Origin of the sequence: Aldersonia kunmingensis (assembly GCF_001646865.1) — a bacterium.
Classification (GTDB): domain Bacteria; phylum Actinomycetota; class Actinomycetes; order Mycobacteriales; family Mycobacteriaceae; genus Aldersonia; species Aldersonia kunmingensis.
Genome location: NZ_LRRB01000310.1, coordinates 1 through 13,239 on the forward strand (window position 1 = coordinate 1; position 13,239 = coordinate 13,239).

General features: G+C 66.1%; 15 protein-coding genes and 1 pseudogene. 8 read left to right on the forward strand and 8 right to left on the reverse strand.

Annotation, left to right across the window (positions count from 1 at the left end; genetic code table 11):
* Nucleotides 1–504 (forward strand): DUF3516 domain-containing protein (locus A8G08_RS24670; protein WP_157108782.1); only part of this gene is annotated, 504 nt, incomplete at its 5' end.
* A gap of 9 nt (nucleotides 505–513) precedes the next feature.
* Here A8G08_RS24670 and A8G08_RS24675 read toward each other — a convergent pair.
* Nucleotides 514–948 (reverse strand): DUF5997 family protein, encoded by a 435-nt coding sequence (locus A8G08_RS24675; protein WP_068280193.1) that lies wholly within the window; start codon nucleotides 946–948, stop codon nucleotides 514–516.
* A 33-nt stretch (nucleotides 949–981) separates the two neighbouring features.
* Between A8G08_RS24675 and A8G08_RS24680 the strand changes: the two genes are divergently transcribed.
* Nucleotides 982–1,719, forward strand: a complete 738-nt coding sequence (locus A8G08_RS24680) for a LysR family substrate-binding domain-containing protein (protein ID WP_068280196.1) — start codon at nucleotides 982–984, stop codon at nucleotides 1,717–1,719.
* Here the strand turns inward: A8G08_RS24680 and A8G08_RS24685 are convergent.
* Nucleotides 1,693–2,661 (reverse strand): hydrogen peroxide-inducible genes activator, encoded by a 969-nt coding sequence (locus A8G08_RS24685; protein ID WP_084436847.1) that lies wholly within the window; start codon nucleotides 2,659–2,661, stop codon nucleotides 1,693–1,695. The genes A8G08_RS24680 and A8G08_RS24685 overlap by 27 nt on opposite strands.
* 98 nt (nucleotides 2,662–2,759) lie before the next feature.
* On the opposite strand from A8G08_RS24685, the gene A8G08_RS24690 reads away from it, so the two are divergent.
* Both A8G08_RS24690 and ahpD read left to right on the forward strand, forming a co-directional pair.
* Nucleotides 2,760–3,347: a peroxiredoxin gene (locus A8G08_RS24690; RefSeq protein WP_068280199.1), complete on the forward strand. Its 588-nt coding sequence runs from the start codon at nucleotides 2,760–2,762 to the stop codon at nucleotides 3,345–3,347.
* Nucleotides 3,348–3,358: 11 nt separating this feature from the next.
* Entirely contained in the window at nucleotides 3,359–3,898 is a 540-nt protein-coding gene (ahpD, locus tag A8G08_RS24695; protein WP_068280202.1) for an alkylhydroperoxidase, AhpD family, read from the forward strand.
* Between the two features lie 129 nt (nucleotides 3,899–4,027).
* Here the strand turns inward: ahpD and A8G08_RS24700 are convergent, their stop codons facing one another.
* Nucleotides 4,028–5,191 carry an alpha/beta hydrolase gene (locus A8G08_RS24700; protein WP_084436848.1) on the reverse strand — a complete coding sequence of 388 codons (1,164 nt, stop codon included), beginning with the start codon at nucleotides 5,189–5,191 and terminating at the stop codon, nucleotides 4,028–4,030.
* Between the two features lie 658 nt (nucleotides 5,192–5,849).
* On the opposite strand from A8G08_RS24700, the gene A8G08_RS24705 reads away from it, so the two are divergent.
* Nucleotides 5,850–6,518, forward strand: a complete 669-nt coding sequence (locus tag A8G08_RS24705) for a PhzF family phenazine biosynthesis protein (RefSeq protein ID WP_068280206.1) — start codon at nucleotides 5,850–5,852, stop codon at nucleotides 6,516–6,518.
* A 63-nt stretch (nucleotides 6,519–6,581) separates the two neighbouring features.
* On the opposite strand, the gene A8G08_RS24710 is transcribed toward A8G08_RS24705, so the two are convergent.
* Both A8G08_RS24710 and ctaC read right to left on the reverse strand, forming a co-directional pair.
* Complete coding sequence (locus A8G08_RS24710) at nucleotides 6,582–6,998, reverse strand: cytochrome c oxidase subunit 4 (RefSeq protein WP_068280209.1); 417 nt, start codon at nucleotides 6,996–6,998, stop codon at nucleotides 6,582–6,584.
* Nucleotides 6,999–7,011: 13 nt separating this feature from the next.
* The gene (gene ctaC, locus A8G08_RS24715) at nucleotides 7,012–8,112 is read right to left on the reverse strand and encodes an aa3-type cytochrome oxidase subunit II (RefSeq protein WP_084436850.1); all 1,101 of its coding nucleotides are present in this window, start codon (nucleotides 8,110–8,112) and stop codon (nucleotides 7,012–7,014) included.
* Nucleotides 8,113–8,396: 284 nt separating this feature from the next.
* Between ctaC and asnB the strand changes: the two genes are divergently transcribed.
* Nucleotides 8,397–10,337 carry an asparagine synthase (glutamine-hydrolyzing) gene (asnB, locus tag A8G08_RS24720; RefSeq protein WP_068280212.1) on the forward strand — a complete coding sequence of 647 codons (1,941 nt, stop codon included), beginning with the start codon at nucleotides 8,397–8,399 and terminating at the stop codon, nucleotides 10,335–10,337.
* A 68-nt stretch (nucleotides 10,338–10,405) separates the two neighbouring features.
* On the opposite strand, the gene A8G08_RS24725 is transcribed toward asnB, so the two are convergent.
* Nucleotides 10,406–11,377: a carbohydrate kinase family protein gene (locus A8G08_RS24725; RefSeq protein WP_068280215.1), complete on the reverse strand. Its 972-nt coding sequence runs from the start codon at nucleotides 11,375–11,377 to the stop codon at nucleotides 10,406–10,408.
* Between the two features lie 208 nt (nucleotides 11,378–11,585).
* Entirely contained in the window at nucleotides 11,586–11,936 is a 351-nt protein-coding gene (locus tag A8G08_RS24730) for a HesB/IscA family protein (RefSeq protein ID WP_068280217.1), read from the reverse strand.
* Nucleotides 11,937–12,142: 206 nt separating this feature from the next.
* Between A8G08_RS24730 and A8G08_RS24735 the strand changes: the two genes are divergently transcribed.
* Nucleotides 12,143–12,778: a DUF3043 domain-containing protein gene (locus tag A8G08_RS24735; protein ID WP_068280220.1), complete on the forward strand. Its 636-nt coding sequence runs from the start codon at nucleotides 12,143–12,145 to the stop codon at nucleotides 12,776–12,778.
* 41 nt (nucleotides 12,779–12,819) lie between these two features.
* Here the strand turns inward: A8G08_RS24735 and A8G08_RS24740 are convergent, their stop codons facing one another.
* Complete coding sequence (locus tag A8G08_RS24740) at nucleotides 12,820–13,041, reverse strand: hypothetical protein (RefSeq protein WP_068280223.1); 222 nt, start codon at nucleotides 13,039–13,041, stop codon at nucleotides 12,820–12,822.
* An 87-nt stretch (nucleotides 13,042–13,128) separates the two neighbouring features.
* Here A8G08_RS24740 and A8G08_RS28180 point away from each other — a divergent pair.
* Nucleotides 13,129–13,239 (forward strand): annotated as a pseudogene (locus tag A8G08_RS28180) (AraC family transcriptional regulator); the annotation flags it as partial.

The window sequence follows — 13,239 nt, forward strand, 5'->3', positions numbered from 1 at the left end:
GAATGGCTCGGCGAACTTGTGCGACAAGTGGATTCGAGCCTGCTCGACGAATGGGAGCAGCTCACCAATCCGGCGCTCGAAATGGACACCGAGCAACTGGCGTTCGAAGCGCCGCCCCGGCCGATCTCAGCGAACGAGCGTGCGTTCCGGGTGCTCGTGCGCAACGCGATGTTCCGCCGCGTGGAGCTCGTCGCGCGGCGGCAATGGGCAACCCTCGCCGGCTTGTCCGACCTCGCCGAACTTGGCGCCGCACCGGACGCCGACGAATGGGAACAGTTGCTGGCGCCCTACTTCGACGAGTACGAGACGATCGGCACCGACGCGGCCGCACGCGGGCCTCGATTGTTCCAAATCGAGCAGCGGCCCGGGATCTGGTCGGTGCGCCAGGTGCTCGACGACCCGGCCGGCGATCACGGCTGGGCGATCGTCGGCGTCGTCAACATCGCGGAGTCGGACGAGATCGGCGAAGTCGTATTCGACGAGATCGACGTCGTGGCAGGCTGACGCCGCGAATTACTCCTGTGGGCGCAGGGTCGGCTTCGCGTGCCGCTCGCGGCGGTTGGACGACTCCCGCTTCGCGGCCTGCTGCTCACGGATTCGCTTCTCGTCCTTGCGCACCTCGACCAGGCTCGAGCGCTCGGCAACCAGCCAGTCCGGTGAGTCGGCGAGCAGGGCGTCGATTTGCTCGGTGGTCAGCGCGTCGGTGACTCCGCCGCGGGCCAGGCCGGCGATCGAGACGCCGAGCTTGTCGGCGACCACCGGCCGGGGGTGCGGGCCGTTGGCGCGCAGGGCGACCAGCCACTCGGGCGGGTTGTCGCGCCATTTCGCGAGTTCGTCGCGCGAGACCGGGTTCGCCTGGAACTCGGCGGGGGTGGCTTCGAGGTAGACACCCAGCTTCTTCGCCGCCGTAGCGGGCTTCATCGTCTGTGGTGTCTTCTGCGAACTCATGGGGTCAGCCTAACGATCGCCTACCCTGGTCGAGTGACCGAGCCGAACGAATCCGCAGCATTCCGGCTCGCGTACGTGCCGGGCGTCACTCCGACGAAGTGGGTTCGGATCTGGAGCGAGCGCCTGCCGGACGTCCCGCTCGACCTCATCAACATCGCTGCCGCCGATGCTCCCGACCTGCTCCGCGACGGTGGCGCGGACGCTGCGCTGCTGCGCCTTCCCATCGATCCCGAGGGGTTGTCGGTGATTCAGCTGTACGAGGAGACACCGGTTGTCGTGGTCCCCAAAGACCACCTGTTCACTGCCGTGGAGACCATTGCGGTCGCCGACCTCGAAGGCGAGGTCCTGCTGCACCCCTACGACGACATGCTCGAATGGCCGACCCGGCCCGGTACGGCCGCGCTGCACCGGCCGGACACCACCGGCGACGCGATCGAGCTCGTCGCCGCCGGGGTGGGTCTGCTGGTGGTGCCGCAGTCGCTCGCACGCCTGCACCACCGAAAGGACCTCACCTATCGCGAGGTCCTAAGGGCGCCGGTCTCCCCCGTCGCGCTGGCCTGGCTCAGCGCGGAAAAGACCGAGCTGGTCGAGGAGTTCATCGGGATTGTGCGCGGCCGAACCGTCAACAGTTCGCGTGGCTCCGCGGAACCCGAACCCAAGCGGTCCGCATCACAAAAGGCGGCCGCCAAGCGCGCCGCGCGCGCGGCTCAGGGAAAGGTTCCGGCCGCAAAGCAGAAGCGCCCGTCAGGGCCTGGCCGGCGCCGCCGCTGAGGATCGGCCGCGCGAGCGCACGGTCACGGTCTCATCGCGCAGTTTCCGCAGGAGCGGCGCGAGCCGCTCGTAATCCTCGCTTCGAATGCTTGACGAACGGAACACCAGGCCGAGGGTTCGCCCCGGCGCCGGCTCCGCGAACCGCGCGATGCCGAGCGCCGTCCGCGAGGTCTCCACATCGACGGCCATCTCGGGAATGAGCGTCACGCCGAGGCCCCCGGCAACGCACTGCACGACCGTGGTGAGCGAAGCGGCACGTGTGTCGCCGCCCGACGCCGGGCGAGCATCAGCGGAACGGCACAGGTCGAGAGCCTGATCGCGCAGGCAATGCCCCTCGTCCAGCAGCAGCAACGGCAGGTCGTCGAGCACCTTGGGGGTCTGGCCCGATCGGCCGGCCAGCTCATGTCCTGCCGGCACGACAAGAACGAAACTCTCGGTGAAGAGCGGTATTTCGACCATGCCGGGCGTTTCGGTCGGCAGCGCGAGCACCGCGACGTCGACCACTCCGGTGCGCAGGCGATCGAGCAGGACTGCGGTCTGGTCCTCGACAACATGCACGTCGAGTTCGGGCAACTCGTCGCCCAGCAGCGGCAACAGTCGAGGCAGGAGGTAGGGGGCAACGGTCGGGATCAGCCCGAGTCGCAGTGGGCCGGTGAACGACTCGCCCTTGCCCGTCGCGAACGCCATGAATCGGTGTGCCGCTTCGAGCGTCGCCATCGCGTGCGGCAGCAGCCGCTGCCCGGCGGCGGTGACGAGTACGCGGCGTGTGCTGCGTTCGATCAACTGCACGCCGATCCCACTCTCGAGCGCAGCGAGCGCCTGCGAGAGTGTGGATTGACTCACACCCAAACGTGCTGCGGCCATACCGAAATGGCGAAATTCGGCGATCGAAACGAACGCACGCAGGTGTGACAGGGTGGGTTGATAACTCTGATCGGACACACCGATCAGTCTAAGTGAACTGATCGGTTTCACCTTTTCCGCTGTCGTTGGGCAGGATCGACCTCACAGTCGAAGTCGATCCCAAAAGAGGAGACAGAATGCCTCTGCTCACCATCGGTGACCAGTTCCCTGCCTACAACCTCAAGGCCGTCATCGGCGGTGACCTGTCGCAGGTCGATGCCAAACAGCCCGACGACTACTTCACCACCATCACCAGCGACGACCACGCCGGTAAGTGGCGCATCGTCTTCTTCTGGCCCAAGGACTTCACCTTCGTGTGCCCGACCGAGATCGCCGCGTTCGGCAAGCTGAACGAGGAGTTCGCCGACCGCGACGCGCAGGTGCTCGGCGCCTCGGTCGACAACGAGTTCGTGCACTTCCAGTGGCGCGCGCAGCACGAGGACCTGAAGACCCTTCCGTTCCCCATGCTTTCGGACCTCAAGCGCGAACTGGCCGCCGCGACCGGCGTACTGAACGCCGACGGTGTCGCCGACCGCGCCACCTTCATCGTCGACCCGAACAACGAGATCCAGTTCGTCTCGGTGACCGCCGGATCGGTCGGCCGCAACGTCGATGAGGTGCTGCGTGTCCTGGACGCGCTTCAGTCCGACGAGCTGTGCGCCTGCAACTGGCGCAAGGGCGACCCGACCATCAACGCCGGCGAACTGCTGTCGGCCAGCGTCTGATCGGGGCAGCGATGAGCATCGACAACCTCAAGGCCGCTCTGCCTGAGTACGCCAAGGACCTCAAGCTCAACTTGGGCTCGCTGTCTCGCTCGACGGAACTCAACGAGCAGCAGCTGTGGGGAACGTTCCTGGCCTGCGCCGCCGCCACGCGCTCGACGACGGTGCTGCGCGAGGTCGCTGCGGAGGCCGCCGACGTCCTGTCCGCCGACGCGTACAACGCCGCGCTTGGCGCCGCGTCGATCATGGGTATGAACAACGTCGCCTACCGCGCCAAGAGCTTCCTCGGTGACGATTACGCCCAGGTGCGCGTGGGTCTGCGGATGAACATCATCGGCAACCCCGGCATCGAGAAGGCCGATTTCGAGCTGTGGAGCCTCGCGGTGTCCACCATCAATGGCTGCCACGACTGCACCGCCGCGCACGACGCCGTGGTTCGCAAGGAGGGGCTGACCAAGGAGCAGGTGTGGGAGGCCGTCAAGGTCGCCGCGACCCTGCAGGGTGTCGCTCAGGCCATCGTCGCCGCCGAGACGCTGGCAGGCGCAGCGGTCTGATCCGGCTGCACACCAATTCGATTCACCACCCGGGGCGGCCGGCACTTCGTTTCAGCGAAGTGCCGGCGCCCCGGGTCGTTTCGCCCGCATCCGGTGATCGTCGGATCCCCCGGCCCCGTCGGCCTGGGATCAGATCCCGAGGCCCCGCTGCAGACTCGGCCAGGACTCGGGCAGTTCCTGGAGCCATAGCGGCCAGTCGTGCACCCCGGTCGGGGAGTAGGAGAAGGTCGCCGGGATGCGCAGCTGGTCCAGTCGGGATTCGAGCTGGCGAGTGCACATATTGGCGCCCGCCTCGAGGACACCGCCGATGAGCAGCGTTCTCGCGTTCGCGCCCTCCTCGAGCGGACCGGGCCGGCCGGTTCCCGCGGACACGTAGAGCTCCTTGCCGCGCAGTGCCTCCGCATTCCGGAGGGTGTCGTGCTCGACCCACGCCGGACCGGTCGGGTTCGACCACATGTTGGCAGGGTCGCCGCCCTGCGAAGTCGTCGTCAGCTGCGCCGACAAACGGCCGAGGGTGTCGGACGTGGAGTAGCAGCCAGAGTAGGCGGCCACACCCGCGTACAGCGTCGGGTTGCGGTGCGCCAACATCATCGCCGCCTGGGCGCCCATCGAGTTGCCTGCGATGACGTTGCGGCCGTTGGCCCCGAGCTTCGCGTCGATCAGCGGGGGCAACTCATCGGTGATGAAGGTTTCCCACCGGTTCCAGCCGAGCCGCGGATCGGGCAGATCCCAGTCGGTGTACATGCTGCCGCGGCCACCGTTGAGGAACACCACGTTGGTGTCCTTGTCGGCGAAGAAGTCGCGGACGACCCGATTCGACCAGTCGCTGGCGTGTTCGGGAGCGGAGACGCCGTCGAGCATGTACAGCACCGGCCGGCCGGTGGAGCCGCCCACAGGGGCGAGCACCTGGACGGTGACTTCGCGCCGAAGTGCCGGTGACGCGATCGTCAACTGCTGTTGCTGCGCCGACACGATCTTCTGCCCGACGATCGCCGGAGTGGTGATGTCGTCGCGTGTCGGGGGCACCGGGTCGGGATTCTCCACGAACGCCTCGGGGACCGAAGAACCGGGTCCGACGCTGCCGGTCGCCAGGCTCCCAAAGTCGAGACTTCCCGAGTCGAGACTTCCCGAGTCGAGGCTTTCCGACTCGGACGTTTCCGACTTGAGGCTTTCCGATTGGGGCGTTTCCGATCTGGGCGTTTCCGACTGGAGCGTTTCCGACTCGAGACTTTCGACTGCGTTCGCGACACCGGTGAACGCAAGCATCGCGGCGACGGCCGCCGACCCCGCCATCACCCGACGCGTAATGTTCTGATTTCCCACTCGGATTTCAACTCCCGCTCTCCGCACACGGACCGGTACTCGGGCCCGCGACGTAACACCTTGTGCCAGCAAACGCCGACAAATCTATGAATTCGCAGGTGGACGGTATCAGTCGCTTGACCAACTTCACGAATGGGGCAGCCGTGGGCCTTGGCCTGCACGCTCGACGCCCGGAGTAAAGGTCCGATCGTGCGACCGCTTTCCCACGCCTCGAACCGCGTGGTCGCGAGGTCCGCCGACCGTCGCGACCATGCCCGCGGTTGCCGAGACCAACGTGCCACTCGCCCTCGTCGAAGACAGCAATGGCAGGTCGTCGAGCACCTCCGGGTCCGGCCGGACCGGCAGTCGAGCGCATGGCCCGCCGGCACGGAAAGAGCGAAACCCTTTGCAGGAAAGAATATTTCGACTGTGCCGAAAGCCTCGGGCAGCAGCACGAGCATTGCGACACTATCCCCGTGCGCGGGCGGCATAACCAAATGGCGAACTTCGGCGACCGCAACGTTTCCAAGCAGGACGCCGTGTCGATGATGGGCATGACCGGGACGACAGTACTTCGCTACCGCGAATACGGTTGCCCCGCGTGGTTCTCTCTGGTGATCGGCGGGTCACACCGCGCTACCGTGGCGTCATGTCCGTACACGTCGACGTCGTCCGGGTGTTCACGGACGCGGCCGGAGCATTCGGCAATCCCCTCGGCATCGTCGCCGCCGACGCCGTGCCGGAGGCCGACCGCCAGGACCTCGCCCACCGGCTCGGCTTCAGCGAGACCGTCTTCGTCAGTGCCGGTTCGGATTCGGCGCACATGCAGATATTCACTCCCGCAGTGGAATTGCCGTTCGCCGGGCACCCGACAGTCGGGACGGCGTGGTGGCTGCATGCGAACGGCTCGCCGGTGCGGGCGCTCGAGGTGGCGGCAGGCCGCGTCGAGGTCGAGTTGGTCGGCGGCATCACGACAGTGCGCGCCCGTGCGGAATGGGCCCCCGAGTTCGAGTTTCACGCGTTGGCGTCACCCCACCAGGTCGATGAGCTCGATCCCGCCGCGTACGCCGACGGCCATCACTACGCGTGGGCATGGGTAGACCAGACTGCCGGCGAACTCCGCTCGCGCATGTTCGCTCCCGACATGGGTGTAGCCGAGGACGAGGCCACCGGTGCGGCGGCGGTACGCATCACGGCCCTGCTGGGCCGCGATCTCAGGATCACCCAGGGCCGCGGGTCACAGTTGGTGACCCGATGGGATGACGGCTGGGTGCATCTGGGCGGTCGGGTCGCCGCCGATCCCGCGATCCAGGCCTGATTATCGGGACGCACGAAAAGGGCGCCGCTCCATGGGAGCGGCGCCCTTTCGGCAAGAGCTTGATCAGTGCTTCTCGGGCCCGAGGTAGTACTCGAACACCAGGCCGGCGACGGCGAACAGGACGGCCAGCACACCGAGGGCGATCAGCCACGGCTCGAAGAACGCGAGCCCGGTCGCGGTGATGGCAGCCGCCGCCGCGAGGGTGATCGGCCAGTAGCTGAATGGGCTGAAGAAGCCCAGGTCGCCTGCACCGTCAGCGATCTCGGCGTCCTCGTAGTCCTCGGGACGCAGATCGAGGCGGCGTGCCACGAACCGGAAGTAGGTGCCGATGATGAGCGACAGTCCGGCGGTGAGCACCATGGCGGTCAGACCCGCCCACTCGATGCCCGTGCGAGACATCCCCGTGAAGATCGCGTAGACGATCGCGACCAGGATGAAGAAGACCGTCAGGAGTTCGAAGAGCTTGGCTTCGACCTTCATTTCGTTTCAGTCCTTAGTTTCCGTCGGCCTGCGAGGCTTCTTTGGAGGCGCGGTCCGTGTTGAACGGGTGGGTCGAGGTGGCGACCGGCGACTGACCGATCAGCTGCAGGGCCTCCGCGTTCGACAGGTCCTGGCCACCCTCCTCCGCCGGCTTGCGCGCCTGGATGTAGGTGTCGAAGTCCTCCGGGCTCACCGCGCGAACCTCGAAGTTCATCATCGAGTGGAACGTGCCGCACATCTCGGCGCAACGGCCGACGAAGGCACCTTCCTTCTCGATTTCGCTGATCTGGAAGACGTTGTCCGAGTGGTTTTCCTTCGGGTTCGGGTTCACGTCGCGCTTGAACAGGAACTCCGGCACCCAGAAGGCGTGGATCACGTCGGCGGAGCTGAGGGTGAACTCGACCCGCTTGCCGGTCGGGAGCACCAGCACGGGAATCTCGTTGCTGGAGCCGACGGTCTCGACGGTGTTGTAGCGAAGGTAGGACAGGTCGCCGGCATCCTTGCCGTTGATCGGGCCAGGGCGCGGGTGCCCCTCCTCGTTGGTCCGCTCGGCGGCAGCCTCGGCCGCGGCAAGCATCGCTTCCTCACGCTCGTGGTCGGCGCCGTCCCAGACGGTGCCGTTCTCGACGACGGAGCGGTAGCCGAACTTCCAGTTCCACTGGAACGCGGTCACGTCGACGACGACGTCCGGGTCCGGCTGCTTCTCGTGCACGTAGTTCTGCACGACCACGGTGAAGTAGAAGAGAACCGCGATGATCACGAACGGCGCGGCGGTGTAGCTCAGCTCGAGCGGCACGTTGTAACCGGTCTGGCGCGGGAATTCCTCGCCATCCTTGGCGCGGCTCTTGCGGTGGAAGATGATGGTCCAGAACGTCAGACCCCACACCAGCACGCCCATAGCGAGCGCGGCGATAACCGACCAGGTCCACAGCTCGCGCATCCGCTCGGCCTGCGGCGTGACACCGGAGGGCCAACCGAACCGGAGAACCGAATTGTCGATCGAACAACCCGACAACAACACCGCGGCTACGCCGAGTGAGATAACAAGGCCGGCTCGCCGAACGATTCGACTTGGCTGCCGGATCGCTCCTCGAGCTCCGCTCTTGTGCGCCACGTTCACGCCTTCCTGATCGCCGCAACTTCCAATGGCACTGCTCAGTTCTTGATGCACACACGAGCCACCCGGGACGGCTCGAATACTACGCAGCGTAGACCAAACCCGGTCTCAGTTCGCTCTCGGGTCGGCAGCCGCACTCATCGCAGGTAGAGTCGCGTCCCTGCCTGCCCGAAACAGTGCTGCGGCATACTCGGGCGCAACGTGCGACATGTCCGTGGGGGACGAGGTCTTGCCCTCTGCCAGTGTCACCACCAGCAAGCGAAGCGAGGTTCGAAGACAACGTGTGCGGACTGCTCGGACTTCTGACGTCCACGGGTACCACCGGGGAGACCGTCGACATGGTCGACAATGCCATGCATTGCCTGCGTCATCGCGGCCCCGATGAACACGGAACGTGGCACGACGAGGACATGGTCTTCGGTTTCAACCGGCTGTCGATCATCGATATCGCGCATTCGCACCAGCCGCTGCGCTGGGGGCCGAAGGACTTCCCGGACCGGTACGCGCTGACCTTCAACGGCGAGATCTACAACTACCTGGAACTACGCGCCGAACTCGCCGAGAAGCACGGCGCGGAGTTCCGCACCCAGGGCGATAGCGAGACGATCGTCGCCGCTTTCCACCACTGGGGACCCCACGCCGTGCGCCGGCTCCGCGGCATGTACGCGTTTGCCATCTGGGACACCCTGGAGCGCACAGCCTTCGTCGCGCGCGACCCGTTCGGAATCAAGCCGCTGTTCATCGCGAGCGGTCCCGGCGGCACTGCGTTCGGCAGTGAGAAGAAGAGCGTGCTGCAGCTGCTGCGCCCGCTCGGCCTGACCAACGACCTGGATCCTCGGGCTATCGAGCACTACACGGTGCTGCAGTACGTGCCGGAGCCTGAAACGCTGCACCGCGACGTCCGGCGGCTCGAATCCGGTTGCTTCGCGACCATCAAGCCGGGCCGCGAGCCCGAGGTCACGCGGTACTTCGATCCCGCGTTCCGGGTGAAGCCGTTCGAGTCCGGTTCGGAGCGCGACCGCTATGCGGAGATCGCTGCGGCGCTCGAGGACTCGGTGGCCAAGCACATGCGCGCCGACGTCACAGTCGGCTCGTTCCTCTCCGGCGGCATCGACTCCACCGCGATCGCCGCCCTGGCGATGCGGCACAACCCGAACCTGGTGACCTTTACTACCGGTTTCGAGCGTGAGGGCTACTCCGAGGTCGACGTCGCGGCGGAATCTGCGGCCGCGATCGGCGCACGGCACGTGGTCAAGGTCGTCTCCCCCAGCGAGTTCGCCGAGGCCATCCCCGAGATCGTCTGGTACCTCGACGACCCTGTCGCGGACCCGGCGCTTGTCCCGCTCTACTTCGTTGCGCGGGAAGCCCGCAAGTACGTCAAGGTCGTGCTCTCCGGAGAGGGTGCCGACGAATTGTTCGGCGGCTACACCATCTACCGCGAGCCGTTGTCGCTGCGCCCATTCGAACGGCTGTCGCCAGGGATGCGTCGTGCGGCCGGCCGCTTGTCGGAGCGGATTCCGGACGGCACCCGAGGCAAGAGCCTGCTGCATCGTGGATCGATGTCGCTGGAGGAGCGCTATTACGGCAATGCGCGCAGCTTCAATGACGCGCAACTGCGTTCGGTTCTGCGCGAGTTCCGCCCGGAGTGGACCCACAGGGACGTGACCGCGTCGATCTACGAGCGGTCCGAGGGGTGGGATCCCGTCGCGCGCATGCAGCATCTGGATCTGTTCACGTGGCTGCGCGGCGACATCCTGGTCAAGGCAGACAAGATGACCATGGCCAACTCGCTCGAACTGCGCGTGCCCTTCCTCGACCCCGAGGTCTTCAAGGTGGCCGAGCAGATTCCGTTGGAGCAGAAGATTTCCAGCGGGCGCGGCAACGAGCAGACCACCAAGTACGCGCTGCGCAAGGCGCTGGAGGGCATCGTGCCCGACCACGTGCTGCACCGCGCGAAGCTCGGCTTTCCTGTGCCGCTGCGGCACTGGCTGCGTGGGACCGAGCTGTTCGACTGGGCGCAGATGCAGATCGCGGCCTCGCAGACCGACCATCTGCTGAACAAGGCCGCGATCAAGACGATGCTCGAGGATCACCGCGACGGCCGCTCGGATCACAGCCGCCGGCTGTGGACCCTGCTGATCTTCATGGTGTGGCACGGCATCTTCGTCGAAGGACGAATCGTGCCGGCCATAAAGGAGCCTGCCTACCCGGTCAACGTCTGACCGACAGCCGAAATGCGTGTGGGGGAGCGAAGTTTCGCTCCCCCACACGCGTTTCTTGTTTGAGGCGGTTACAGGACCGCGGCGATCTCGTCGGCCGCGTCGGCGCCGTAGGCATCGGCAAGCCGCTTGAGCGCGTCGTCGCGCTGCAGCGCCCATTCCTGCGTACCTACGGTCTCGAGCACGAGGACCGCGATAAGCGAGCCGAGCTGTGCGGCGCGCTTCAGGCCGAGGCCGCGGCTGTGGCCGACGAGGAAGCCGGCACGGAACGCGTCGCCGACACCGGTCGGGTCGGCCTTGGTGTGTTCGGGCACCACATCGACCCGGATGGGCTCTGCGCCCGGTGCCGCGATCTCGACACCCTTCGCACCGAGAGTGGTCACCCGGATGCCGACCTTGCCGGCGATGTCCTCCGCGGACAGCCCGGTCTTCTGGCGCAGGAGGCCCCACTCGTATTCGTTGGTGAACAGGTACGCCGCACCGTCGATTAGCTCGGCGGCCTGAGTTCCATCGAGCAGCGCGAGTTGCTGCGAGGGGTCGGCGGCGAACGGAATGCCCAGGGTCCGGCATTCCTCGGTGTGGCGCAGCATCGCCTGAGGGTCGTTGGCGCCGATCAGGACGAGGTCCATCTCGTTGCCACCGCTGCGCAGCTGCTCGATCGAGATCTCGCGGGCTTCGCTCATCGCACCCGGGTAGAACGAGGCGATCTGCGCCATCGTCTCATCGGTGGTGCAGGAGAACCGCGCGGTGTGGGCGGACTCGGACACCGCGACTCCGCCGCAGTTCACACCGTTGGACTCGAGCCAGCGCCGGTACTCGTCGAAGTCGGCGCCGACCGCGCCGATAAGCAGCGGGGCGCCGCCGAGCTGACCCATCGCGTAGGCGATGTTGCCGCCGACGCCGCCGCGGCGGACGACGAGGTCGTCGACCAGGAAGCTCAGCGAGACGTGCTCGAGCTGATCGGCGAGCAGGGAGTCGGAGAACCGTCCGGGAAACCTCATCAGATGATCTGTCGCGATGGATCCGGAAACGGCAATGGGCACGGGATTACGCCTCTCGATCGGGTTCGATTCATGGGGTATTACCCCCAACCGGCGTCACGTTACCCGCTGGGCAGAACACTCATGCCCGCACTGGGAGGCTTACCATCCACCGCCGCCCGGGTACGCGGCAGGCGGGTACACGACAACGGCGTAGGTGTCGGTAGCCGACACCTACGCCGTTGTTGTCGTCAGGCGAACGATGCGTGATTCAGTTGAAGCTGTCGCCGCACGCGCACGAACCGGTGGCGTTCGGGTTGTCGATCGTGAAGCCCTGCTTCTCGATGGTGTCGACGAAGTCGATCGAGGCGCCCTCGACGTACGGGGCACTCATCCGGTCCACCGCGAGGCTGACGCCGGCGAAGTCGACGATCAGATCGCCATCGAGGTTGCGGTCGTCGAAAAAGAGCTGGTAACGCAGGCCAGCGCATCCGCCGGGCTGAACTGCGATGCGCAGCGAGAGGTCGTCACGACCCTCCTGGTCGAGCAGGGCCTTCGCCTTCGCGGCGGCCGCGTCGGTCAGAGTCACGCCGTGGGTGGCGGTCTCGTTCTGCACAGTCATGGGGTCTCCCTACTGAAAAAGCATGCGTGTTCGTTGCCGTGAACAAGACAACGGTACTCCGACCATCGGTATTCCTTCCATTTCACCCGTCCAAATCACTATGTGATCTTCCTGGTCGCGTCGCCGACGGTCCCGCGGTCGGGCGATTCACGCCGGCCTCGAGACCGGGTTGTGGCGCCGACGCAGTAATCCAATAGCCTGGAAGGGTGAAGCTCTTGGGTCGTGGAAATACCGGCAATTCGGATCAACCTGCCGAGGTGCCGGACGATCAGTCAACGAAATCGACCGGCAAGGGCCGGCCCACCCCCAAGCGAAGCGAGGCCGAGGCCCGCCGCCGCGGCCCGGTCGCGCCCGCGCCGCTCACCGCCAAGGAAGCTCGGGCGCGCCGCAAGGCCGCGCGCGGGACGAAGGAAGACCGCAAGGTTGCTTCCACCGAGCGCCGGGAGGCCGCCGCCGACCGCCGCGCCCGGATGCTCGCCGGCGAGGAGAAGTACCTGCTCCCCCGCGACAAGGGCCCGGTTCGCGGATTGGTGCGCGACATCGTCGACTCGCGTCGCCACCTGCTCGGCCTGTTCATGCCGCTGGCGCTGGTCCTGATCATGAGCATGCTGGCGGTGCCCGCCGTTCAGTCGGTCATCACGCTGACCATGGTCGTCATGATGGCGTTCATGGCCGCCGAGGGCATCCTGCTCGGACGCCGGGTCAACAACCGGGTGCGGGAGAAGTACCCAGACAGCACCGACACCGGTTTCAAGCTCGGCTGGTACGCGTTCGTACGCGCCTCGCAGCTGCGTCGAATGCGCGCTCCGAAGCCGCGCGTCGATGTTGGATCGGCCGTCTGATCCAACCCATCGCGGTCGATCGGCCGCGACTCCCGCACGAATCAGTTGTGCGGGGCACGACGGCTCATGGCGAGCATTTCGGCATCCACGCGGGCGGAGTCACGGTCGAGACCGCTGTAGTAATCCGTCGGGTCGGACCCACGGAAGGTGTTGTAGCGGTAGTTGCCGATCCAGCGCGGTGCTTGCCGACGCCGGTGCCGCATAACGAGCAGACCGGCTTCGATACCCAGCATCAGCAGGATCAAGAGCGTGAAAGTGGTCATGGCAGTAATTTTGCGGCCGCGAAATTACCGCCGAAAGTGGCAGTAAAGCCATAGTGCGAAAAGATTCCGCCAACTAGACTGTCAAGCATGCTGAACAAGGTCGCTGTCGTCCTGATGGAACGCGCGGCAATGTTCGAGTTCGGAGTTGTCTGCGAGGTATTCGGACTCGATCGCAGCGACGAGGGGCTCCCCGCGATC